This is a genomic window from Micromonospora halophytica, assembly GCF_900090245.1.
Taxonomy (GTDB): Bacteria; Actinomycetota; Actinomycetes; order Mycobacteriales; family Micromonosporaceae; genus Micromonospora; species Micromonospora halophytica.
Window position 1 is genome coordinate 179,786 of sequence record NZ_FMDN01000006.1, and the last position, 20,660, is coordinate 200,445.

A 20,660-nucleotide genomic window follows, 5' to 3' on the forward strand; every position below is an offset into this window, starting at 1 on the left:
GCTCACAACGCGGGGGAGATCGGAAGACGATGACACAGGCAATGGCACCGGTCGCGGAGGGCACCTGGTGGTGCACGGGGGTCGTGACCCGGTGAACCTGGACACACGGGAGCCGACGATCGACACCCTCGGCGTGCTGGAGACGGCCGCCCTGCTGCGGGAGCTGACCGCGGGGCTGATCGCGGTCGACGACTTCGACGACGCGCTGGGCCGGCTGGTCCGCATCGCGCGCGACGCCGTACCGGAGGTCGCCTGGTGCGGCTTCACGGCGCTGCGTGCCGGGCAGCCGGCCGGGGCGGCCGCCTCCGACCCGGCTCTGGCGGAGCTGGACGACCTGCGCCACGGCCCGGACTCGCCGCCGATGACCGCGATCCGACGCCGCGAGATGACCATCGCGCCGGACCTCGACGGTGAGCAGCGCTGGCCGGCCTGGACGGACCGGGCGCGCGGCCTCGGCGTGCGCGGGGTGATCTCCGCGCCGGTCGACGTCGACGAGCAGGCGATCGGCGCGATCAACCTGTACGCCGACGCCGCCGGCATCCTCTCCACCCGGCACCAGCTCACCGCGATGCTCCTCGCCGAGCACGCCGGGCTGCTGCTGGCCGCGGTGCGGGACCGGGCGAAGCAGGCCGAGCGGGCCGGTGAGGTCGACGGCGCGCTGCTCGGCGAGGGCGTGGTGAGCCAGGCGATCGGGGTGATCATGACGCAGCGCGGCTGCCCGGCCCCGGAGGCCCTGGAGGTGCTGCGCAGCGCCGCGTCCTCACTGGACATCCCGTTGCGCGAGGTGGCCGAGCGGTTGGTCACCACCGTGTCGCGTCCCCGCGAGGGCTGAGGAGTCGGGTTTCGGTCCGTCCGGAACCCGCGCGTCGTTTCGTCCCGCCCGCGTGCGGGTAGCACCCTGGATTCGTGGGCACGTGACGATCCTGGGAGGACGCGATGGAGAGCCGTCTGCGGGTGCAGGGGCACCCCATCCAACCGATGCTGGTGACGTTCCCGTTCGGGCTCTTCGTCAGTGCCACCGTCTTCGACCTCGCGGACGTGGCCGGCGGGCCGGCGTTCCTCGGCGAGGTCGGCTACTGGACGTCGGTGGCCGCGCTGGTCGCCGCCGCGCTCGCCGCGGTCGCCGGCATGGTCGACCTGTGGGACGTCCGCGCTTCCCGGACCCGCCGCACCATGGTCACCTTCAACCTGGTCAACGCCGGCATGGCCGCGCTGTTCCTGCTCAGCTGCCTGATCCGGGCCGACGCGCCGCAGCGCGGCGCCACCGGCGTGCTGCTGCTGACCGAGCTGGTCGCCCTGGCGGTCGGCACGGTCGGGGTCTGGCTCGGCGCCCGGCTGATACGCCAGTTCGACCCCGGTCGCCGCGAGCCCAGCGGCTTCGAGGCGCTCGACGGGGTGCCGGCCGGCGGTTCGACCGTCGAGATCGTCCGCCCGCGCGCCTGAACAGTCCGACCGCGCCGCCGGCCGCTCGTGCCGGGCCGTCAGGGGCCGACGGTCCGGCGGCGGCAAACCGGTTGCCGTGGGTGGCCGGGTCGAGGACGGTGGGCCGGTGACCGAGCGCAGCTTCGCCGAGCTGGTCGCCGAGGCGACCGGGGCACCCGTGACCGGGTGGGGCTTCTCCTGGCTCGACGGCCGGGCCACCGAGGAACGACCCCCGTGGGGCTACGCCCGCCTGATGGCGACCCGGATGGCGCAGGTGTCCGCCGCGCTGGACGTCGACACCGGTGGGGGAGAGGTGCTCGCCGGGGTGCCGACCCCGCCGCCGCTGCTGGTCGCCACCGAGGGTTGGCCACCGAACGCCGCGCTCGCCCGGCGTACGCTGCGCCGGCTCGGCGCCACCGTGGTGCGGGTCGGCCGGGCCCCCGTCCTGCCGTTCCGCGACGGCACCTTCGAGCTGGTCACCAGCCGCCACCCGATCGACACCTGGTGGGACGAGATCGCCCGGGTGCTGCGACCCGGTGGGACGTACCTGTCCCAGCAGATCGGCCCGGGCACCATGCGTGAGCTGAGCGAGGCGATCCTCGGCCCGCTGCCACCCGCGACCGGCCGGCACCCGGCGCACGCCGTCGCCGCCGCCGAGGCGGCCGGGCTGACGGTGGTACGCCTGGAGGAGGCCACCCTCCGGGCGGTCTTCCACGACGTCGGCGCGGTGGTCTGGTTCCTGCGCAAGGTGGTGTGGACCGTGCCGGACTTCGACGTGGAGCGGTACCGGCCGCAGCTCGCCACGCTGCACGAGCGGATCCGCGCCGAGGGCCCCTTCGTCGCCCACGCCCGCCGCTTCCTCATCGAGGCCCGCAACCCCGCCCCCTGACCCGCCCTGCCCGCCCCCACCCGCGGTGATCATGAAGTTGCTGTCACGACACGCCGATGTGGACGACAACAACTTCGTGATCACTGGAGGTGGGGCGGGGCGGGGGTGGGGTGGGTCAGTGGGACTGGGCGTGGTGGGCGGCGAGGACGTCGGCGCCGAAGTCACCGGCCGGGCGGCGCAGCACGGTGTGCGCGTGGTTGCCGTCGTCGGCGGTGTTGTCGTACTCGATGAGCAGGTCCTCGCCCTGGATCCGGTAGTAGTGGCGACCGCCCGGCCGCACCGGGCCGGCCCAGGCGAAGTGCGTCTCGCCGCCGGCGACCCGGTCGGCCTCCCGGGCGGCCAGCTCGGCGGGGAGCCGGTCCAGGTAGAGCGCGACGAGCTGGTCCAGCAGCGCCCGGCCGGTGACGCCGAGCCGCCCGCGCGACACACCCAGCGGGGTGAGCGGGGCCGGCACCGAGGCCCGGGTGGCGCTGACGATGTCCTCCGGCGCGTCGTCGGCGATGACCGCCGCCGCGCGCCCGGCCGGGCCGATCGCCGCCAGCAGCTCCCGAGCCAGGTCCTCCTCGACCCCGAGCGGGCGGGAGACGGGGCGGCCGGCGTGTGTGACGGTGGCCGGGTTGGCGCCGAGGAACACCGGGGCGGGGGAGACCTCGTCGTCGACCACGGTCATGCTCACCGACAGGTGGTGCCCCTCGAACCGCCAGGCCCACCGGTCGTCGGCGGCCGGGTCGCCGAAGACGGCCACCCAGTAGTCGCCGCTGTGTCGCCCGCGTCGCCACCCCTCCGCCCGGTCCAGCACCTCCTCCAGCGCCACGACCGCCATCGCCTGGGCGTACGCGCCCGGGCTGAGTGCGGTGGCGAGCAGCCGGTGGGCGGCCTTGCGGCCGGCGGTGTCCAGGTCGGCCAGGCAGACGCCGGGCCGCGGCCGGGGCCGGTACTCCAGCCACCGCCGCCCCTCGTCGTCGAAGCGGTGGCCGGCGGCGGCCCGGGCCGGCTCGCCGAGGGCGCCCAGCAGCACGGTGGCCGCCGTGCGCATCCGCTCGGGTACGGGATCGTCCATGGTGACGCCTCAGTGGGAGGTGAGCAGGGTGAGCATCTCCGGCAGGTCGAAGAAGCGGGCGGTCTCCACGGCGGACGGGCTGCCGTGCGCCGGGTCGGCCCCGGCGTCGAGCAGGGCCCGGACGGCGTCGGCGTCGCGCCGGAACACCGCCGCGGCGAGGGCGGTCTGACCCCGGTCGTTGGAACGGGTGTGGTCCGCGCCCCGGGCCAGCAGGGCCGCCACCGTCTCCGGGTGGGCGTGGTACGCGGCCAGGATCAGCAACGTGTCGCCCTTGTCGTTGGTCATGTTCACCGGCAACCCGGCGTCGACGTACCCGCTGAGCTCCTCGGCCCCGCCGCTGCGCGCCAGGTCGAACATCCGATGGGCGAAGGCCAGCGTCTCGGCGTCCAGGTCGTCGGTCACCCGTCCAGGCTAGTGGCCCGGACCGCCGGGCGGGGCTGGTAGCTTGCCAGCCCACGAGGGGGAGGATCATGGACGACGTGTACGTGGGCAACGCCGGTGTGGACGGGGCCACCAACGCCGGCTGGCTGCTCGGCCACTTCATGCCCGCCGGCGATCCCCGGCACAGCACCGACGTCGAGGTGAAGTGGGGTGTGCACCCGCCGGGGCAGGCCCGGTCGCGGTGGGCGACGAGTGAGCGACGCACGACGCTGCTGGTGCTGGTCAGCGGTCGGTTCCGGCTGGAGTTCCCGGACCGCACGGTGGTGCTCGCCAGTCCGGGCGACTACGTCGTCTGGGGGCGTGGAGTCGACCACAGCTGGTACGCCGAGCAGGAGTCGGTCGTGCTCGCCGTGCGTTGGCCCTCGGTGCCCGGCTACCGGGTGGACCCGCCCGTGGTGCGCTGACCGCTGCCGGCGCGGCGTGTCCAGGACCTTCCGCCCTGGTGCGCCGGGCCGGCACCGGCCAATGTGATCGGTGCGGGGGTACCCCCCGTCCACGTCCACCCCGTGACTCTGCTGTAATCATCTGGCTCGTACGCAGAGCGAGGGTTCGGATGCGATGTGTTCGTCATTTGTCACATTCATGCAACGCGGCCGCCCCTTGACCCCCGCTCAGGGGCCCGGAAGCATCGATGAAGCGGCGTCCCGGGCCGTGGGATTACCCGGACCAGCCAAGGAGGACCATGTCGGTCAGCCCCGCCTCGTCGCGCGCCGGATGGCATACGTCCCAACCTGCGGTCCCCGGTCGTCCCCCCGGCGGCCAGCGCCGCCCGGCCAACACCGCCGTGCCCGTCCTCACCGTGACCCTGTCCATCCCGCTGGCCAACGAGGAGTCCCTGACCCCGCCGGCTCGGCGGCTGCTGGAGGCCGCGCGGGAGATGCTGGAGCGGGGCGAGGGCACCATCACCACCACCGGCGTGCCGGCCGAACGGCGGCCCGAGCCGCTGCCCGCCGGCCGTTCCCCGGGCCGGTCGCTCGCGCCGGCCATCCCCGCCCTGCACATCCTGGCCGCCTCCCGCTCGGTGCTGCGTGACGGCGAGCCGTTGCCGCTGACCCGGCTGGAGTTCGACCTGCTGCTGCACCTGGTGGCCCATCCGCGCCGGGTCTTCACCCGGTTGCAGCTGCTCAACGCGGTCTGGGGCTACGAACACGCCGGGGTCCGGACGGTCGACGTGCACGTGCGGCGGCTGCGCGGCAAGGTGGGGGTGGACGTCCCGCTGGTCACCACCGTCTACGGCGTCGGCTACCGGCTCGCCGACGACGCCCGGGTCACCATCGACCGCACCGGCTGAGCGGCCGGCACGCCGACCGGCCCACCACCGGCCCCGCCGTGGCCGTCCACGCCGTCGCACCGGAGTGGTCGGCGAGGGGACGCCCCGACCGCGCCGACCCCGGCCGGGGCACCATGGTCGGATGCGTGTCCGACCCATCTCGCCCGAGCGGCTCGTCGCCGAGCTGACCGAACGCGTCCTCGCCGCCGCCGACCTGGCCGCCGCCGCGTCGCCGTCCGGCGCGGGTCCGGCCGCCGAGCAGCCGCCGCCCCGGCTCCGGGTAGCCGTCGACGGTCCGCCCGCCGCCGACCCGGACCGGCTCGCCGACGCCCTGGTCGACCCGCTGCGCGCGGGCGGCCGTCCGGTGCTGCGGATCCGCGCCGAGGACTTCCTGCGTCCCGCTTCGGTCCGGTACGAGCATGGCCGGACCAACCCGGACGCCTACTACGAGGGCTGGACCGACGAGGCCGGGCTACGCCGGGAGGTGCTCGAGCCGGCCGGCCCGGGCGGCTCCGGGCGGGTCGTGCCGTCCCTGTGGGACGACCGGGCCGACCGGGCCAGCCGCGCCCCGTACCTCGAGCTGCCCGCCGGCGCGGTGCTGCTGGTCAGCGGGGCGCTGCTGCTCGGCGGCGGCCTGCCCTTCGACCTGGCCGTGCACCTGGCGCTCTCCCCGGCCGCCCTGGCCCGGCGGACCGACCCGCAGCTGCGCTGGACGCTGCCCGCCTTCCACCGGTACGCCGACGAGGTCGACCCCGCCTCGTTCGCCGACGTCGTGGTCCGCGTCGACGACCCCCGGCACCCCGCGCTCGTCGAGCCGGCCTGACCGGAGACGGAACCTCGGGAGAATTCGTCGGTTTGGTCGGCTCGGCGGGTGGGTAATCGCCCGGCTCACAAGGCACGGGTGATCTCGCCCGTGCGCACCGGGTCCGGGACGAACCGCCCCGGACAGCCACAGGCCCACGAAAGGCAGGCAGTGATGCTCGTCCACGACACGGTCGGTACGGGCCGATCCCAGGCGGAGATCGACCAGATCCGACTCTCCCTGCAGGCCCGCCACGACGAGCTGTCCGCGGAGTACGAGCAGGCGGTCGCGCAGAGCCAGGTGCTGCGGCTGGTGGAGGTCGGCGACACCGCCGGCGACGACCATGCCGACAGCGGCACCAAGACCGCTGAGCGGGACACCGCGCAGTCCCTGCTGCGGACCATCCTGGAGCGCCGCGCCCAGTTCGAGCACGCTCTGAGCCGGCTCGACGAGGGGACCTACGGCTTCTGTGAGGGCTGCTCCGCGCCGATCCCGGTCGAGCGGTTGGAGATCTTCCCGTCGGCCACCTCCTGCGTGACCTGCAAGCAGACGCGGGAGCGGCGGGCCGCCTGAGCGACGTCGTGATCGCGGGTCGGGTCGGGGACGCGGTGGACTATCCCCATGGGTGAGATCAAAGTGGGCACCGCGTCCTGGACCGACCGGACCCTGCTGGACTCGGGGTGGTACCCGCAGACCGCGGACACGCCGGAGAAACGGCTGGTGTACTACGCGCGCCAGTTCCCCCTGGTCGAGGTCGACGCCACCTACTATTCGCCGCCGGCCGAGCGGACCACGCGGCTGTGGGCGGAGCGGACCCCGCCCGGGTTCACCTTCAACATCAAGGCGTTCAGCCTGCTGACCGGCCACCCCACCCGGGTCTCCGCGCTCTACAAGGACCTGCGGCCGGACACCGACAAGCGCAACCTCTACCCGGACGACCTGCCCGCGCAGGCGTACGAGGAGGTCTGGACCCGGTTCCTGGCCGCGCTCGACCCACTGGTCGAGGCCGGCAAGCTGGGCGCGGTGCTGTTCCAGTTCCCGCCCTGGTTCACCATCAGGCGGGCCAACAGGGAGTACCTGCTGGAGGTCCAGCGGCGCTGCCACCCGCTGCGGCCGGTCTTCGAGTTCCGCCACGCCTCCTGGTTCGACGGCGACAACGCCGGCGAGACCCTGGACTTCCTGCGCCGGCACGAGCTGGCGTACGTCTGCGTGGACATGCCGCAGGGCCACCGGAACTCGGTGCCGCCGGTGCTGGCCGCGACCGCGGACCTGGCCGTGGTGCGCTTCCACGGGCACAGCGACAAGTGGACCAGCAGGGACATCCACGAGAAGTTCGGCTACCGCTACTCCGACCGTGAGCTGCGGGACTGGGCGCCGAAGCTGCGGGAGCTGGCGAGGGACGCCGCGCAGACGCACGTGCTGATGAACAACTGCTATCGGGACTACGCGCAGACCAACGGCCAGCAGTTGCAGGGACTGCTCGCGGCGTGACGCCGGGCGCCGTCCGCCGGCTTCACCCGCAGCGGGTGAGGTGGGCTCACCCGGTTCCCGCGCAGCATGGGCGGTGCCGGTCACCGAGCGACCGGCCGACACCGACGAGGTACGGAGGTGACCGGTATGGGAGTGCGGGTGGTGGCGGACCCACGGCGTGGTGCCGTGCTGCACGTCGTCGGCTCGGGTGGTGGCAGCAGCATCCGGCGGCCGGCGCGGACCGACCGGCTCAGTCCGGTCCGGCAGGAGCGGGGGCCGTCCGGGCCACCGCGACGCGACGACGACCGACGGTGGGAGAACGAGACGCGGGGGTGGCGTGATGGCTGAGCAGCTGCATTCGGCATTCGAGACCTCGATGGACAAGACCAACCTGATCCTCAAGGACATCGAGCAGGCGTACGGCTGGCCCAAGGCACAGCGCAACCAGTCCTACGCGGCGCTGCGGACCGTCCTGCACCTGCTGCGCGACCGGATGACGGTGCAGGAGAGCGCCGAGTTCGCCGCGCAGTTGCCGGTGCTGGTCCGCGGGATCTACTTCGACGGGTGGCAGCCGGACAACGTCCCGATCAAGCTCAACCGGGACGACTTCCTCTACGAGGTCCGCCAGGGCTTCCCGTACGACGTGGAGGGCGGCGCCGAGCGGGTGACGCAGGTGGTGCTCGACACCCTGCGCCGGCACATCACCCAGGGGGAGTGGGAGGACGTCAGGTCCACCATGCCCAAGGACATGCAGCAGCTGATCCCGTGACCGGATGACATCCCGCCCGTCCCGCCGTGTCAGGCGGGGCGGGCCTCGTCACGGATGACCGCTCCCGCCGGTCGCGGTGCTGCCGACGCGTGCCGACCAGGAACACCACGCCCTAGTGCAGGCCCAGCGGGAAGATCTCGAAGGCGGCGCCGTGGCGCACGCCCAGCCGGCTGCCCGCAGGCCGGCTGATCCCCTCCAGGAACTCCTCCGGGTCGAAGCCGCCGTCTCCCAGCCCGCGCAGGTACGCGTCGTGCGCCCGCAGCGACGCCAGCCCTGCGTCGAAGGTGTCGGTCACGTCCACGCCGTGCCGGGCCAGCGGTGAGGCGGCGGCCCACACCTCGCGTACCCGGTTCCAGGGCTGCACGCCGCCGGTCAGCTGTTCGGGGAAGATCCAGCGGTTGCCCGCGTCCCGGGCGGCGTCGAGCACCGCCCGCCCGGTGGCGATGTGGTCGGCCTGGTTGAGCGTGTACGCCCCGTCCCAGGTCTCCCGAAAGTTGTTGGTGATCACCACGTCCGGCCGGTGCCGGCGGATCACCTCGGTGATCGCCCGGCGCAGCGGCACGCCGTACTCCAGCAGGCCGTCGGGAAGGCCGAGGAAGTCCACCGTCTCCACCCCGACCAGCCGGGCGGAGAGCCGCTGCTCCTCCTCACGGACCACGCGGGCCCGCTCCGGGGTGATCGCGTCGATCCCGGCCTCGCCGCTGGTCACCAGGCAGTAGACGACCTCCTTGCCCTGCCCGGTCCAGCGGGCGACCGCGGCGGCGGCGCCGAACTCCAGGTCGTCGGGGTGGGCCACCACGGCGAGCGCACGCTGCCAGTCCTCTGCCAGCGGCGTCAACGGCTCCGGTTGCGGCTGCCCCATCAAGTCCCCTCTCCCTCGGCTCCTCCCGCCATCCTGGCACCGACGCCGGCCCGCCGGTCGCCTTGACGTCGACCGGGGCCGGTGCAAGGATCGCGGAAGCGCTCCCATCGTCGTTCGTCACCGGTCGTCACCGTCGTGCCGACCTCCACGAAGGACAGGGACCGCATGCGCATCCACCACACCTCCCGTCGGGCCCGGTCGGCCGTGCTGGCCACCGTGCTCGCCGCCGCCACCGTGCTCGCCGTCGGCGTCACAGTCAGCCGACCCGGCACCGCCGAGGCCGCCACCAGCCTGAAGAGCCTGGCCGACGCCAAGGGCCGCGACATCGGTTTCGCACTGGCCCCCGACCGGCTCGCCGAGAGCGCGTACCGGCAGATCGCCGACGCCGAGTTCAACCTGGTCGTCGCCGAGAACGCGATGAAGTGGGACGCCACCGAACCCACCCGTGGCCAGTTCACCTTCGCCCAGGGCGACGCCGTCGCCGACTACGCGGCGGCCGGCGGCAAGAAGCTGTACGGTCACACCCTGGTCTGGCACTCCCAGCTCCCGGGCTGGGCGTCCGGCCTGTCCGGGCCCGAGCTGCTGCAGGCGATGCGGGACCATATCGCCGGGGTGGCCGGTCACTACCGGGGCAAGGTGTTCGCCTGGGACGTGGTGAACGAGGCGTTCGCCGACGGCGGCTCGGGTGGACGCCGGGACAGCGTCTTCCAGCAGCGGATCGGCAACGGCTGGATCGAGGAGGCGTTCCGCGCGGCCCGCGCCGTCGACCCGGCCGCCGACCTCTGCATCAACGACTACAGCACCGACGGCGTCAACGCGAAGAGCACCGCGATCTACAACCTGGTCCGGGACTTCAAGTCCCGGGGCGTGCCGATCGACTGCGTCGGCTTCCAGGCGCACCTGATCGTCGGTCAGGTGCCCGGCGACCTGCAGGCCAACCTCCAGCGCTTCGCCGACCTCGGCGTCGACGTCCGGATCACCGAGTTGGACATCCGGATGCCCACCCCGGCCACCGCGGCCAACCTCGCCACCCAGGCCGCCGACTACCGGAAGGTGGTCACCGCCTGCCTGGCGGTGAGCCGCTGCGCCGGCGTCACCACCTGGGGCATCACCGACCGGTACTCCTGGATCCCGCAGGTCTTCCCCGGGCAGGGCGCGGCGCTGATCTGGGACGACAACTACGCGCCGAAGCCGGCGTACCAGGCGGTGGCCGAGGCGCTCGGCGGGGGAGTGACCACCCCACCCAGCACGCCGAACACCTCACCGTCGCCGACCACGCCCGGCCCCACCACCCCGGCCCCGGTGGGGTGCGTGGTCAGCTACGTCCCGAACTCCTGGAACAACGGCTTCACCGCCGAGGTCCGGGTCCGCAACGACGGCCCCGCGCTCGACGGCTGGACCGTCGGCTTCGCCTTCACCGCCGGCCAGCAGGTGACCAACGCCTGGAACGCCACGGTGACCCAGTCCGGCGCCCAGGTGACCGCCCGCAACGCCGGCTGGAACGCGACGGTGCCGGCCGGCGGCACGGTGAGCTTCGGGTTCCAGGGCACCCACGGCGGGTCCAACCCGACTCCTGCCTCCTTCACCCTCAACGGCGCGACCTGCCGCAACGGCTGAACGACGGCGAGGCCCGGCGAACCGTCCCGAACGCCGGGCCCGGCCGTCTACGGTGTGGTTAGAGAAGATTGCGCGTGGGGTACCACCCGCTGCACGACGAACCCCGACCTACGGCGGGGCGGCACACCCGAGGGAGCACCCATGGCACTCAACGACGATGACATGCAGACCACCAGCGGCGGCGGCCTCGAGGGCCCGGCCGACGGCGGCGCGACCCCGGGTCACCAGGACGGTGGCGCCGATGGTGGTGCCGAGGGTCCGGCCGACGGTGGCGCGACCCCGGGCCAGCAGGACGGTGGCGCCGATGGTGGTGCCGAGGGTCCGGCCGACGGTGGCGCGACCCCGGGCCAGCAGGACGGTGGCGCCGATGGTGGTGCCGAGGGTCCGGCCGACGGTGGCGCGACCCCGGGTCACCAGGACGGTGGCGCCGACGGCAGCGCCTCCTGACGGAGCGTCGTGACGAGCATCGACCCGCCGGGCGGCCACTGCCGCCCGGCGGTTCCGTCTACCGCCGCATCGGCCCTCGCGCGCTGCGTCAGCGTCGAGCCGGCCAAGTTCGCCGCCGCGTACTGGGGCCGGGAGCCGCTGCTCTCCCGGGCCGACGAGCTGCCCCACCCGCACGGCTTCACCGACCTGCTCAGCCCTGCCGACGCCGACGAGCTGCTCAGCCGACGCGGCCTGCGTACCCCGTTCCTGCGGGTGGCCAAGGACGGCCAGCTCGTGCCTGCGGCCCGCTACACCGGTGGGGGTGGCGCGGGTGCCGAGATCGGTGACCAGGTCCTCGACGAGAAGGTCCTTCAGCTGTACGCCTCCGGCGCGACCCTGGTGTTGCAGGGCCTGCACCGCACCTGGCCCGCCCTGGTCGACTTCGCCCGCGACCTGGGCGCCGCGCTCGCCCAGCCGCTCCAGGTCAACGCCTACCTGACCCCGGCCGGCAGCCAGGGTTTCGCCACCCACTACGACACCCACGACGTGTTCGTCCTGCAGGTCGACGGCCGTAAGCACTGGCGGATCCATCCGCCGGTGCTGCCCGACCCGCTGGAGAAGCAGCCGTGGGGTGGCCGGGCCCACGAGGTCTCCGCCACCGCCACCGGCCCGGCCGCCCTCGACGTGGTCCTGGAACCGGGGGACGCGCTCTACCTGCCGCGCGGCTGGCTGCACAGCGCCCAGGCGCAGGAGTCCAGTTCGCTGCACCTGACCGTCGGCATCCGGGCGCTGACCCGGTACGCCCTGGTCGAGGAGTTGATGGCGCTCGCCGCCGAGGACCCCCGGCTGCGGGCCGGCCTGCCCTTCGGCACCGACGTCGCCGACCCGGACGCGATCGAGCCCGAACTCACCGAGATCGTCGAGGCGCTGCGGGACTGGCTGCTGCGTGCCGACCCGGCCGCGGTGGCCGCCGGGCTGCGCCGACGGGCGTGGCCGGCGGCCCGGCCGGCGCCGATCCGGCCCCTCGCGCAGGCGGCCGCGCTCGCCGCGCTCGACCCGGACCACCGGATCGCCCTGCGCGGCGGACTGCGCTGGCAGCTCGCCCCGGCCGGCGACGGCAGGGTCGCGCTGCGTCTGGTCGACCGGACGATCACCCTGCCCGGACAGTGCGAGGCGGCGCTGCGCGCGCTGCTCACCGGCGAGGTGACCCGGGTGGGGGACCTGCCCGGACTGGACGATGACGCCGACCGGCTGGTGCTGGCCCGCCGGCTGCTGCGCGAGGCGGTCGCCGTTCCGGCCCAGTGACGCGCCCGCGGCCAGCCCTCTGCCGGGGCGGGCGGGCCCACGCAGCGGTGGCGGCGGTGGGTCGGACTCCATCGGCACCGTCCTGCCGGCCGGCGTGCTCAGCCGCTCACCCGGGGCACAGGCGCGTCCCCTCCCGCCGGCAGGTCTCCAAGGGTGGCCGGGCGGTGCGCCCCGCACCTCTCCGATGCGCTGGGCGGGCAGGTCACCCGGAGTGACCGGCCTGCCGGCTCCGGTTCCTTCCAGCACCGCCTTTGCTCTGCACCCGCCGACGCGCCAGACGCGGAGCGTCACCGGGAGGGGTAACCCGGAGGATGGCCGCGACCCCGAAAAGCCCTGGTCAACGCGATGGTGCGTCCGCGGGTGCAGAGCAAAGCGTCGATGATCCCCACCTGCCTCCCACCGTCGACGTCACGGACGGTGAGCCGCACGGTCAGTAGCGGCAACCGCGGTAGCCACCTGCCACCGACCGCGGTGACCCGGGAGCGCAGGTGTCAGCGGGTCGCCACCAGCAGCGTCACGGTGGTCGCCAACCCGGCGATCAGCACGATCGCGGCCGGGCGCGGGCCGAGCAGCGCGTGCCGCCGGTCCGCCAGCCGCTTCGCCGGGGCCAACCCCACCAGCGGGCCGAGCAGCGTCACCACCAGAGCCAGCACCGGCATCCCCGCCGCCAGGTCGCCGCCGTAGCGCAGCCCGAGTGCGCGGGCGCCGGCCCCCAGGGCGTACGCGAGCAGCGCGCCGGCCACCCCGCAGAGCGCCAGCAGCGGGTTCGCCGAGCCCGGCAGCTCGCCCGGCTGCCCGGCCCGGTCCAACAGGTTCCGTACCGCGCGCAGCGACGCCACCGGGTCGCCGGTGGCGTCCCGCGCCGGCCCCGGCGGCGGCCCCAGGCGACGGGTGCCCAGCCCCACCCGGCCGCGCAGCTCCGCCCAGAGGTGACCCACCTCGGCGTCCACCCGGTCCACCATGGCCCGCGCCTCGGCCACCTCCGCCTCGGCCCGGCGCAGCTGCTCGGCCGCCTCGGCCACCGCCCGGTCGGCGGCGGCGCACTGCTGGTCGTGCCACGCCTGCGCCTCGGCGCGCTGGGCCCGGACCCGGCCGGTCAGCTCGGCGAGGCGGCGGACGTGAGCGGCGTACGAGTCACTGGCGACCGGTTCGTTCATCGGGACGGACCATAAGGGATGATGACCTGTCCGGTGCGGTGCACCGCGCGGTCGAAGAAGAGCCCGCGCCACGGACGGGGGTACCAGTCCGGCCCACCGCTGCCCGGGTACAGCGCCGAGCCCAGCTCACCGCCCTGCACGTCGAGCGCCACCCACGCCCCGATCTGGTCGGTGCGGGCGGCCGGCCCACCCAGGTCCGCCCGCATCCGGGCCACTCCGCGCCACCAGGCCAGCACGTGGGTACGCCGCTCCGGCCCGTCGTGCAGGATCCGGCGCAGCCGGTCCAGGCCGGTACGCCCGCCGACCGACACCGACAGCGCCCCGGCCGCCGCGTCGACGGCGAACAGCAGCACGTAGTGCGGGGTGGCCGGGGTGCCCGGCCGGGTCAGCGTCTCAGCCGTCTCGGCCATCAGCTCCGGCACCGTCTCCTCGTCGTACCAGGAGGCGTCGTCGGCCAGGTCCTCGTAGAGGGCGCGGGCCGCCGGGTCGGCGTCCGGGTCGAGGCAGGCGATGGAGAACCGGGCGGTGCCGGGCCGGTGCTGCCGGGCGAGGGAGCGGGCGGCGGCGTCGAGCACCGCGCACGCCTCGTCGACCCGGGTGCCGAGCACCGCCAGGTTACGTCCGGGCGCCCGGGGCAGCCGCAGCGCCGCCGAGCGGGCCTGCACGTCGATGATCTCCCCGAGCAGCGCCACCGGACCTCGGGGTGGGCTGTCACCGGTCGGCGCGGTCAGCGCCCGGAAGTCCGGCGCGTCGGCCAGCCGGGGGACCGCGTCGCCGTCGAAGAGCCGGGCCGGGGCGGCGTCGGCCGGGCGCATCCGCCACAGCCGGTGCTGCAACTCGCTCCAGGTCTCCCAGTCGCTGGCCGACGGGATCCGCGCCACCTGGTTGCCCTCGGTCATCCCCGACTCGGCGTTGACCACCGCGTGGTACTTCGGCAGTGCCTGCGCGGCGTCGTTGCGCTCGGCCAGGATCCGCAGCGCCTTCGGCAGCGCGATCCGCAGGGTGAACTGGGCGACCAGCGCCGGCCGCCCCCACAGCGCCTCGATGCCGCGCACGTCCTGCGAGGCGAGCACCAGGTGGATGCCCTGCGAGCGGCCACGCCGGGCCAGGTCCTCCAGCAGGTCCGCGGCCTCCCGGGCCACCACGTCCCGGCCGGCCAGCAGCGCCTGGAACTCGTCCACCACCGCCACGATCCGCGGCCAGTGCCCGGTCGGGTCCACCGCCCGCAGTTCGGCGAGCTTGGTGACCTCGTGCTTCTTCGCCGCGTCGGCGCGTCGGCGCAGCTCCTCGGCGAGGAAGCGCAGCAGCGCCAGCCCGAACTCCCGGTCGGTGTTGACGTTGATGCCGACCAGTCGCATGTGCGGCAGCCAGCTCGGGTCGCGCCGGCCCTGCGCGAACCGGGCGAAGGACACCCCCTCCTTGAAGTCGAGCAGGTAGAACTCCAGCTCGGAGGGGGAGTACCGGGCGGCCAGCGCGCCGATCCAGGCGAAGATCAGGTTGGTCTTGCCGGTGCCGGACGGGCCCCCGATCAGCGCGTGCGGCGGGTAGTCGCCCAGGGTCAGCAGGACCGGGCGGCCGTGCGGTCCCTCACCGATCGGCGCGGTGAGCCCGTGCGCCGAGTCGTCCTTCCACATCTGCTCCGGCGGGGGCAGCAGGTCGGTGAAGGGGGTCGGCGGGGGGCCGGCGTTGACCCGGGAGGCGATCTCCCGGCAGGTCTCGGTGACCAGCGTGGCCGGCGGCGGCGGGTCGAGGCGTACCGGCAGGCCGCTCGGGCCACCCACCCGGGCCTGGCCCGGGTCGGCGGTGATCCGGATGAGCGTCGGGTCGTCCGGCAGGTCGATTCCCCGGACCACCAGGTGCACGCCGCAGGCCGCTCCGGTGCGCACCACCCGGTCGAGTTGGCCGCGCTCGTGCCGGGACAACTCGTCCCCGCCGAGCAGCACCGCCACCCGCCACGGCTCGGGCCGGCGGCCGGTCGCCGCGGCCAGTTCGCGCAGCGAGGCGTACTCGCCGGCGAGGACGGTCTCGTTGATCCGGCGGATCTGCTCGACCAGGTCGTCCAAGAGCCGCCCCAGGCCGCCGGGGCCGACGAAGGTGAGCAGCCCGGCGGTGCCGAGCGGGGCGAACCCGGCCAGCCCGCCGCCCAGGTGCTCCGGGTCGTACCCGTGCAGCCGCACCGCGCCGGGGTCGACTCGGCCGACGCCGCGCAGCAGCAGCGCGGACACCACGGCGTCGCCGCCGTGGCGGTCGGTCCCGGCCAGGTGCACGTGCCCGGCGTCCAGCAGCGGCACCAGCGCCGGGACCGGTTCCGCGCCGGGGATGCGCAGCGTGCCCACCCGTACCGGACCGACCGGCTCGCCCCGCGCGGCCGGCGTCGCCTGCCAGTCCGGCCAGGGCGCGGACGCCGCACCCGGAGCCTCCCGCAGCGCGGCGGCGGCCGTGCGGCGGGCCAGCTCGCCGATCCGTGCGGCGTGCCGGTCGTCGATCTCGGCCAACCGCCGGTCCCGCTCCGCGGCGACCCGCTGCGGTACGGCGGCAGCGGCCCGCCGCGTCCGGGCCAGCCGCTCCCGGGCGCCGGTCAGCTCCGTCTCGGCGGCGGCCAACCGGGTACGGGTGGCGCCGAGGGCCTCGGAGAGCATCCCGCGTACCCGGGAGACGAGGTGCCCGCGCAGGTCAACCACGGCGTCCGCCGTCGGGCCGGCGGTCGGGCACCGGCTGGCGGCGCGGGTCGGGCTCGTCGGCGCGGGGCAGGTCCCGGCCCAGCCGGGCCAGCAGCACCCCGGTCGCCACCCCGGCCGTCACGGCGGGGTCGGCGGCGTGTGGCTGCTCCTCGCCCTCGCCCCGGCGTGGCGGGGGCATCCGGCAGATCCGGGTGAGCAGGGTGCCCAGCACCGGCGGCGGCAGGCCGGGCAGCAGGTCGCGCACCCGGCCGTCGAGTTCGCCGCGCAGCCGGCCCAGGTCGTCGGCGCGGGGCGGATGCCCGAGCAGTTCCCCGGCCAGGTCGCGCAGCAGGGGCGGGGCGAGGGCCGCCATGCCGAGGCCGACGTCGGCGTGCGCGCGCCGCAGCTCCCGGTGCAGCCGGTCCCGGTCGCCGGAGCGGACGCCGTCCACCACCCGGCGCAGCAGCTCCCGGGAATCGGCGACCCGCTCGTCCGGCTCGTCCGGTGGGCCCTCCGTCCTGCCGGTCAGCTCGGCCACCCGGACCGACCACCAGCGCTTGACCGTCGGGTCGGCCGTCGGCTCGGCCGCCGGCGCGGCGGGTGGCGGCCCGTCCTCGCGGGGCGCGTCGTGTTTCGGGGCCCGGTCGGTGGCCGGTGGCGGGGACGCGCCGTCGGGGGCGAGCCCGATCGCCGCCAGGTACGCGGTGAGCTGCTCCTGGGCCACCCGCAGCGCGTGCCCGGCCGCCTCGGCGTGCTCGACGGCGGCGGAGAGCTCCGGCACCCCCATCGGGTCGGCCGACTCCTGCCGGACCCAGCGCAGCCGTTCGGTGGCCTGGCCGAACTTCTCCAGCGCGAGCGCGAGCTGGGCGAGGGGGAACTCCTCCGCGGCGGCGCGTACCTGCGCCCCGACGTCCTCCACGATGGACACGGCGGCCGCTCAGAGCGTCGAGACGTAGAGCTGCGCCTGCTCCACCGCGACCAGGGTCGCGGCGAGGCATTCCTCCAGCTCCTGGCCGGCCTGGGTGAGCGAGGCCTGGGCGGCCTCCACGGTCTCGTGCCCGCTGCCCTCCAAGGCTCCGGCCAGGGTCTGCTGCGCCTCGGAGAGCTTCTCCCCGGCAGCCTGCACCGCTGTCTGACCGTCCCCGATCTGTTGGAGGGCGACCTCGATGGCTGCCTTCAGCTCGGCGACGCTCGCCACGATGACCTCCTGGGGGCGGGGAGACGTCCATTACAACGCATCCCTGCGCGGTGGAGAACATCCGGCCTGCGGGTGTCCCGGCCCGGCTGTCCCGTTCCGTCCCCGACGTGCGCGAACCCGTCCATCGCCCGATTTCCCGGTCCCACCCGAGCCCCACCCGGTCCCACCCACAGGACCCGCCCCCGCCCCCCGTCGCGTCGATCATGAAGATGTCGGCGTGGGGCCGGGCGGGGGCGGTCAGGGGCGGGGGAGCCAGCGGGGGCCGTGGACCTCGGCACCGAGGGCGGTGACCCGGGTACGCAGCTCGCGGTCGGCGGTGACCACCAGGCGGCGGCGCTGCGGGGCGTCGCGGACCAGGGCGACGATCGTGTCGTCGCCGGACCCGGGCGCGGGGACGGTGCGCACCCCCTCGGCCCCGGGGACCTCCCGGGCCGCCCCCTCCACCACCAGCACCACCTCCAGCGGCGGCGGCAACTCGGGCGGCAGGCCCCGAACGGCCAGCGGGGCCAGCGCGTCGCGCAGCCGGGCCGCCGCGCCGGCCCGGTCCCGCCACCACCCGTCGGGCCGGGAGCCGACCACGTTGGCGCCGTCGACGATCAGCAGGGGGCGGTTGTCCATGCCCCCAGCCTGCCACTCGGTGGCGTTTGCCGCGCCGGCCGCCGGGTAGCCACCGGCGACCGTGCCGCGCCCGCGGTGTCGCCTCGGCGACCGTGCCGCGCCCCGACTGCGGAGGACAGAGATGATGGGACCCGGTGACTTCGGCTCGGACCCGTGGGACGAGTTCCTGGCCCGGTACTTCGGCCGGGGAGAGGGCGGACGCCGACCGGCCCACCGGGTCGACATCACCCGGCTGATGACCGCCGACGCCCGGGAGATGCTGGCCGACGCGGCCCGCCGGGCCGCCGAGAAGCACAGCAACGACCTGGACACCGACCACCTGCTCTGGGCGGCGTTGCAGCGCGAGCCGCTGCGCGACCTGGTACGCCGGGCCGGTGCCGACCCGGACGCCCTGGTCAACGCCCTCGGCGGCCGGGGCGAGGGCGCGCCCCGGGGCGAGGTGCCGCCGAACCTCTCGCTCACCCCGGCGGCGAAGCGGGCGCTGCTCGACGCCCACCAGTTGTCCCGCGCGATGGGGGCGAACTACATCGGACCCGAGCACATCCTGATGGCGCTGCCGCTGAACCCGGAGTCGCCCGCCGGTCGGATGCTCGCCGCCGGTCGCATCCAGCCCGAGTCGTTGCAGGCGGCCAGCGCCGAGCGCGGCCCGATGCCCGGCCCGAAGCCCGACCGGGGCACCCCCACCCTCGACCAGTACGGCCAGGACCTCACCGACCTGGCCCGCAACGACCAGATCGACCCGGTGATCGGACGGGCCGACGAGATCGAGCAGGCGGTGGAGATCCTGTCGCGGCGGACCAAGAACAACCCGGTGCTCATCGGCGAGGCGGGTGTCGGCAAGACCGCCATCGTCGAAGGGCTGGCCGAGCGGATCTGCGACGGCGACGTGCCGCAGACGCTGCTCGGCAAGCGGGTGGTGCAGCTCGACCTCGCCGGCCTGGTCGCCGGCACCCGGTACCGGGGCGACTTCGAGGAGCGCCTCAAGAAGGTGATCGAGGAGATCCGGGCCCACCGGGACGAGCTGATCATCTTCCTGGACGAGATCCACACCCTGGTCGGCGCGGGCGGCGCCGGCAGCGAGGGGGGCATGGACGCGTCGAACATGCTCAAGCCGGCCCTGGCCCGGGGCGAGCTGCGGGTGATCGGCGCGACCACGCTGGACGAGTACCGGCGCAGCATCGAGAAGGACGCGGCGCTGGCCCGGCGCTTCCAGCCGGTGCTGGTGCCCGAGCCCACCGTCGAGGACACCGTGGCCATCCTGCGTGGCCTGCGCGACCGGTACGAGGCGCACCACCAGGTCCGCTTCACCGACGAGGCGCTGGTCGCCGCCGCCGAGCTCTCCGACCGGTATGTCACCGACCGGTTCCTGCCGGACAAGGCGATCGACCTCATCGACCAGGCCGGCGCGCGGGTGCGGCTGCGTACCCGCACCCCCGCCTCGGACGTGCGGGAGCTGGAACAGCAGCTCGACGAGGTACGCCGGGACAAGGAGCAGGCCGTCGCCGACGAGCAGTACGAGAAGGCGTCCGCGCTGCGCGACCGGCTCGCCGAGATCGAGGAGCAGATCCGTCGGGCCCGCGGCGACGGGGAGGTCGGCAACCACGTACCGTCGGTCGGCCCGCAGGAGATCGCCGAGGTGGTGTCCCGGGCCACCGGCATCCCGGTCAGCCAGCTCACCGAGGAGGAGCGGGACCGGCTGCTGCGGCTGGAGGGCCAGCTGCACGCGAAGGTCGTCGGGCAGGACGACGCGGTCACCGCGGTCGCCGAGGCGGTGCGCCGGTCGCGGACCGGGTTGGCCGACCCGGAACGGCCGATGGGCAGCTTCCTCTTCCTCGGCCCCACCGGTGTCGGCAAGACGGAGCTGGCCCGGGCCCTGGCCGAGGCGCTCTTCGGCGAGGCCGACCGGATGGTCCGGGTGGACATGAGCGAGTTCCAGGAGCGGCACACCGTGGCCCGGCTGGTCGGGGCGCCCCCCGGATACGTCGGGTACGAGGAGGCCGGCCAGCTCACCGAGGCGGTGCGCCGGCGCCCGTACGCGGTGGTGCTGCTCGACGAGATCGAGAAGGCGCACCCGGACGTGTTCAACGTCCTGCTCCAGGTGCTCGACGACGGTCGGCTCACCGACGGGCAGGGCCGGACGGTCAACTTCAAGAACACCGTGCTGATCATGACGAGCAACCTGGGCGCGGAGCTGATCACCGGTACCCAGCGCGCGGTGGGCTTCGGCGCGGGCGAGCCGGGCGGTACGGCGGAGACCGACGAGCTGCGCGAGCGGCTGATGCGCCGGCTCCAGGAGACCTTCCGCCCCGAGTTCCTCAACCGGATCGACGAGACCATCATCTTCCGCCGGCTGGAGGCCGAGCAGCTGCGCCAGATCACCGGGCTGCTGCTGGAGGAGACCCGCCGCCGCCTGCACGCCCAGGACGTCCAGGTCGACTTCACCCCGGCCGGCGTCGACTGGCTCGCCGAGCACGGCTACCAGCCGGAGTTCGGGGCCCGCCCGCTGCGCCGGGTGATCCAGCGCGAGGTGGACAACCGGCTTTCCCGGATGCTGCTGGAGAGCGAGATCTCTCCCGGCCAGAAGGTCACCGTCGACGCGCGTGACGGCCGGCTCGCCTTCGAGGTGGCCGCCGGTGACCGTGGCTACACCGCGGCCACCACGTCCCACCCACGATGATCCGGAGGGCGGACGAC

The 20,660-nt window shown here is 74.8% G+C and carries 21 protein-coding genes; 13 read left to right on the forward strand and 8 right to left on the reverse strand.

Translation table 11 applies throughout. From position 1 onward, the window contains the following. The first annotated feature begins 91 nt into the window (after positions 1-91). The 3 genes from GA0070560_RS11605 to GA0070560_RS11615 all read left to right on the forward strand — a co-directional run bounded on the left by GA0070560_RS11605 (position 92) and on the right by GA0070560_RS11615 (position 2,311). Positions 92-832 carry a GAF and ANTAR domain-containing protein gene (locus tag GA0070560_RS11605; RefSeq protein ID WP_091295039.1) on the forward strand — a complete coding sequence of 247 codons (741 nt, stop codon included), beginning with the start codon at positions 92-94 and terminating at the stop codon, positions 830-832. Positions 833-936: 104 nt separating this feature from the next. Beyond that, a complete protein-coding gene (locus tag GA0070560_RS11610) occupies positions 937-1,443 on the forward strand; it encodes a DUF2231 domain-containing protein (protein ID WP_091294725.1) in 507 nt (168 codons plus the stop codon). 106 nt (positions 1,444-1,549) lie between these two features. Then, positions 1,550-2,311 carry a class I SAM-dependent methyltransferase gene (locus tag GA0070560_RS11615; protein ID WP_091295043.1) on the forward strand — a complete coding sequence of 254 codons (762 nt, stop codon included), beginning with the start codon at positions 1,550-1,552 and terminating at the stop codon, positions 2,309-2,311. 115 nt (positions 2,312-2,426) lie between these two features. On the opposite strand, the gene GA0070560_RS11620 is transcribed toward GA0070560_RS11615, so the two are convergent. Next, positions 2,427-3,371, reverse strand: a complete 945-nt coding sequence (locus GA0070560_RS11620) for a DUF3500 domain-containing protein (RefSeq protein WP_091294729.1) — start codon at positions 3,369-3,371, stop codon at positions 2,427-2,429. 9 nt (positions 3,372-3,380) lie between these two features. Next, the gene (locus GA0070560_RS11625; RefSeq protein ID WP_091294732.1) at positions 3,381-3,773 is read right to left on the reverse strand and encodes an ankyrin repeat domain-containing protein; all 393 of its coding nucleotides are present in this window, start codon (positions 3,771-3,773) and stop codon (positions 3,381-3,383) included. Between the two features lie 68 nt (positions 3,774-3,841). Here GA0070560_RS11625 and GA0070560_RS11630 point away from each other — a divergent pair, with 68 nt between their 5' ends. The 6 genes from GA0070560_RS11630 (at position 3,842) to GA0070560_RS11660 (ending at position 8,123) form a co-directional block, all read left to right on the forward strand. After that, a complete protein-coding gene (locus tag GA0070560_RS11630; RefSeq protein ID WP_091294735.1) occupies positions 3,842-4,216 on the forward strand; it encodes a cupin domain-containing protein in 375 nt (124 codons plus the stop codon). Between the two features lie 278 nt (positions 4,217-4,494). Next, on the forward strand, positions 4,495-5,103 hold the full coding sequence (locus GA0070560_RS11635) for a winged helix-turn-helix domain-containing protein (protein WP_091294737.1): 609 nt from the start codon (positions 4,495-4,497) through the stop codon (positions 5,101-5,103). Between the two features lie 121 nt (positions 5,104-5,224). Next, positions 5,225-5,905: a nucleoside/nucleotide kinase family protein gene (locus GA0070560_RS11640; RefSeq protein ID WP_091294739.1), complete on the forward strand. Its 681-nt coding sequence runs from the start codon at positions 5,225-5,227 to the stop codon at positions 5,903-5,905. Positions 5,906-6,058: 153 nt separating this feature from the next. Beyond that, positions 6,059-6,457, forward strand: coding sequence for a TraR/DksA family transcriptional regulator (locus GA0070560_RS11645; protein WP_091294741.1), 399 nt, complete (start codon positions 6,059-6,061; stop codon positions 6,455-6,457). A gap of 48 nt (positions 6,458-6,505) precedes the next feature. Further along, the gene (locus GA0070560_RS11650) at positions 6,506-7,375 is read left to right on the forward strand and encodes a DUF72 domain-containing protein (protein ID WP_091294743.1); all 870 of its coding nucleotides are present in this window, start codon (positions 6,506-6,508) and stop codon (positions 7,373-7,375) included. Between the two features lie 319 nt (positions 7,376-7,694). Next, complete coding sequence (locus GA0070560_RS11660; protein WP_091294747.1) at positions 7,695-8,123, forward strand: DUF2267 domain-containing protein; 429 nt, start codon at positions 7,695-7,697, stop codon at positions 8,121-8,123. Between the two features lie 112 nt (positions 8,124-8,235). On the opposite strand, the gene GA0070560_RS11665 is transcribed toward GA0070560_RS11660, so the two are convergent. Next, on the reverse strand, positions 8,236-8,985 hold the full coding sequence (locus GA0070560_RS11665; protein WP_091295047.1) for a PIG-L deacetylase family protein: 750 nt from the start codon (positions 8,983-8,985) through the stop codon (positions 8,236-8,238). Positions 8,986-9,150: 165 nt separating this feature from the next. On the opposite strand from GA0070560_RS11665, the gene GA0070560_RS11670 reads away from it, so the two are divergent. The 3 genes from GA0070560_RS11670 (at position 9,151) to GA0070560_RS11680 (ending at position 12,333) form a co-directional block, all read left to right on the forward strand. Then, positions 9,151-10,602, forward strand: a complete 1,452-nt coding sequence (locus tag GA0070560_RS11670) for a glycoside hydrolase family 10 protein (RefSeq protein WP_139131479.1) — start codon at positions 9,151-9,153, stop codon at positions 10,600-10,602. Positions 10,603-10,743: 141 nt separating this feature from the next. Beyond that, positions 10,744-11,049 carry a hypothetical protein gene (locus GA0070560_RS29045; protein WP_088978718.1) on the forward strand — a complete coding sequence of 102 codons (306 nt, stop codon included), beginning with the start codon at positions 10,744-10,746 and terminating at the stop codon, positions 11,047-11,049. A gap of 9 nt (positions 11,050-11,058) precedes the next feature. Continuing rightward, positions 11,059-12,333 (forward strand): cupin domain-containing protein, encoded by a 1,275-nt coding sequence (locus GA0070560_RS11680; protein WP_091294750.1) that lies wholly within the window; start codon positions 11,059-11,061, stop codon positions 12,331-12,333. 491 nt (positions 12,334-12,824) lie between these two features. On the opposite strand, the gene GA0070560_RS11685 is transcribed toward GA0070560_RS11680, so the two are convergent. The 5 genes from GA0070560_RS11685 to GA0070560_RS11705 all read right to left on the reverse strand — a co-directional run bounded on the left by GA0070560_RS11685 (position 12,825) and on the right by GA0070560_RS11705 (position 17,966). Further along, positions 12,825-13,490, reverse strand: a complete 666-nt coding sequence (locus tag GA0070560_RS11685) for a hypothetical protein (RefSeq protein ID WP_091294752.1) — start codon at positions 13,488-13,490, stop codon at positions 12,825-12,827. Further along, positions 13,487-16,129: an FtsK/SpoIIIE domain-containing protein gene (locus tag GA0070560_RS11690; RefSeq protein ID WP_091295050.1), complete on the reverse strand. Its 2,643-nt coding sequence runs from the start codon at positions 16,127-16,129 to the stop codon at positions 13,487-13,489. The genes GA0070560_RS11685 and GA0070560_RS11690 overlap by 4 nt, the downstream gene beginning before the upstream one ends. A 34-nt stretch (positions 16,130-16,163) precedes the next feature. Continuing rightward, positions 16,164-17,078, reverse strand: coding sequence for a hypothetical protein (locus GA0070560_RS11695; protein ID WP_091294755.1), 915 nt, complete (start codon positions 17,076-17,078; stop codon positions 16,164-16,166). A gap of 9 nt (positions 17,079-17,087) precedes the next feature. Beyond that, positions 17,088-17,348: a hypothetical protein gene (locus tag GA0070560_RS11700; RefSeq protein ID WP_088978723.1), complete on the reverse strand. Its 261-nt coding sequence runs from the start codon at positions 17,346-17,348 to the stop codon at positions 17,088-17,090. 237 nt (positions 17,349-17,585) lie between these two features. Then, on the reverse strand, positions 17,586-17,966 hold the full coding sequence (locus GA0070560_RS11705; protein WP_091294757.1) for a hypothetical protein: 381 nt from the start codon (positions 17,964-17,966) through the stop codon (positions 17,586-17,588). 121 nt (positions 17,967-18,087) lie between these two features. On the opposite strand from GA0070560_RS11705, the gene GA0070560_RS11710 reads away from it, so the two are divergent. Continuing rightward, entirely contained in the window at positions 18,088-20,643 is a 2,556-nt protein-coding gene (locus GA0070560_RS11710; protein ID WP_091294759.1) for an ATP-dependent Clp protease ATP-binding subunit, read from the forward strand. Positions 20,644-20,660 lie beyond the last annotated feature (17 nt).

Bases quoted from the DNA above. Each gene is read 5' to 3' on its own strand.
- GA0070560_RS11610 (WP_091294725.1), top strand. From the start codon at position 937: ATGGAGAGCCGTCTGCGGGTGCAGGGGCACCCCATCCAACCGATGCTG.
- GA0070560_RS11620 (WP_091294729.1), bottom strand. From the start codon at position 3,371: ATGGACGATCCCGTACCCGAGCGGATGCGCACGGCGGCCACCGTGCTG.
- GA0070560_RS11630 (WP_091294735.1), top strand. From the start codon at position 3,842: ATGGACGACGTGTACGTGGGCAACGCCGGTGTGGACGGGGCCACCAAC.
- GA0070560_RS11635 (WP_091294737.1), top strand. From the start codon at position 4,495: ATGTCGGTCAGCCCCGCCTCGTCGCGCGCCGGATGGCATACGTCCCAA.
- GA0070560_RS11640 (WP_091294739.1), top strand. From the start codon at position 5,225: ATGCGTGTCCGACCCATCTCGCCCGAGCGGCTCGTCGCCGAGCTGACC.
- GA0070560_RS11645 (WP_091294741.1), top strand. From the start codon at position 6,059: ATGCTCGTCCACGACACGGTCGGTACGGGCCGATCCCAGGCGGAGATC.
- GA0070560_RS11650 (WP_091294743.1), top strand. From the start codon at position 6,506: ATGGGTGAGATCAAAGTGGGCACCGCGTCCTGGACCGACCGGACCCTG.
- GA0070560_RS11660 (WP_091294747.1), top strand. From the start codon at position 7,695: ATGGCTGAGCAGCTGCATTCGGCATTCGAGACCTCGATGGACAAGACC.
- GA0070560_RS11665 (WP_091295047.1), bottom strand. From the start codon at position 8,985: ATGGGGCAGCCGCAACCGGAGCCGTTGACGCCGCTGGCAGAGGACTGG.
- GA0070560_RS11670 (WP_139131479.1), top strand. From the start codon at position 9,151: ATGCGCATCCACCACACCTCCCGTCGGGCCCGGTCGGCCGTGCTGGCC.
- GA0070560_RS29045 (WP_088978718.1), top strand. From the start codon at position 10,744: ATGGCACTCAACGACGATGACATGCAGACCACCAGCGGCGGCGGCCTC.
- GA0070560_RS11685 (WP_091294752.1), bottom strand. From the start codon at position 13,490: ATGAACGAACCGGTCGCCAGTGACTCGTACGCCGCTCACGTCCGCCGC.
- GA0070560_RS11690 (WP_091295050.1), bottom strand. From the start codon at position 16,129: ATGCTCTCCGAGGCCCTCGGCGCCACCCGTACCCGGTTGGCCGCCGCC.
- GA0070560_RS11705 (WP_091294757.1), bottom strand. From the start codon at position 17,966: ATGGACAACCGCCCCCTGCTGATCGTCGACGGCGCCAACGTGGTCGGC.
- GA0070560_RS11710 (WP_091294759.1), top strand. From the start codon at position 18,088: ATGATGGGACCCGGTGACTTCGGCTCGGACCCGTGGGACGAGTTCCTG.